The organism is Phytoactinopolyspora halophila (assembly GCF_003287285.1).
Classification (GTDB): domain Bacteria; phylum Actinomycetota; class Actinomycetes; order Jiangellales; family Jiangellaceae; genus Phytoactinopolyspora_A; species Phytoactinopolyspora_A halophila.
This window is the reverse complement of record NZ_QMIG01000072.1, coordinates 1-795: the sequence shown is the minus strand read 5'-3', so window position 1 is coordinate 795 and position 795 is coordinate 1. Positions and strand designations below refer to the sequence as shown.

Genomic DNA, 795 nt, shown 5'->3' with positions numbered 1-795 from the left:
GGAGTTTGTGGTGCGTTGTTTGAAGCGTGTGGTGGCTGGTGGTGTGTCGGTTGTGTTGGCGGTGCCGTTGGGTTTGACGGCGGCGGTGGCGGCTGTGGTGTCGGTGTCGGGGGTGCCGGCGGCGGCGCATGAGGGTCATGGTGGGTATTCCGCGTTGGTGTTTTCGAAGACGGCGGGGTTTCGGCATGACTCGATTGAGGATGGTGTGGCTGCGATTGAGCAGTTGGGTGTTGAGCATGATTTTGAGGTGACGGCGACGGAGGATGCGTCGGCGTTTACGGATGAGAATTTGGCGCAGTTTGACGTGGTGGTGTGGTTGTCCACCACGGGTGACGTGTTGAACGCCGAGCAGCAGGGCGCGTTTGAGCGGTATATCCAGTCTGGTGGTGGGTATGCGGGGATTCATGCGGCGTCGGATACGGAGTATGACTGGCCGTGGTATGGCGAGTTGGTGGGGGCGTATTTTGATTCGCATCCGCAGAATCAGGATGCGAGTGTGACGGTTGAGGATTCCGTGCATGAGTCGACGGCTCATTTGGATCCGGTGTGGGAGCGGTTTGACGAGTGGTATAACTTCCAGGGCAATCCGCGTGGTGATGTGCATGTGCTGGCGTCGTTGGATGAGTCGTCGTATGACCCGGGTGGGGGTGCGATGGGCGCCGATCATCCGATTGCGTGGTGTCATGATTTTGATGGTGGCCGGGCCTGGTATACGGGCATGGGGCACACGGCGGAGTCGTTTTCCGAGCCGGCGTTTTTAGATCACATTCTGGGTGGCATCGAAACCGCCGCCGG

General features: G+C 59.6%; 1 protein-coding gene. It reads left to right on the top strand.

From position 1 onward, the window contains the following. Nucleotides 1-94: 94 nt before the first annotated feature. Nucleotides 95-795, top strand: a 701-nt coding sequence (locus DPM12_RS22685) for a ThuA domain-containing protein (RefSeq protein WP_342778825.1), incomplete at its 3' end; no start/stop codon positions are given.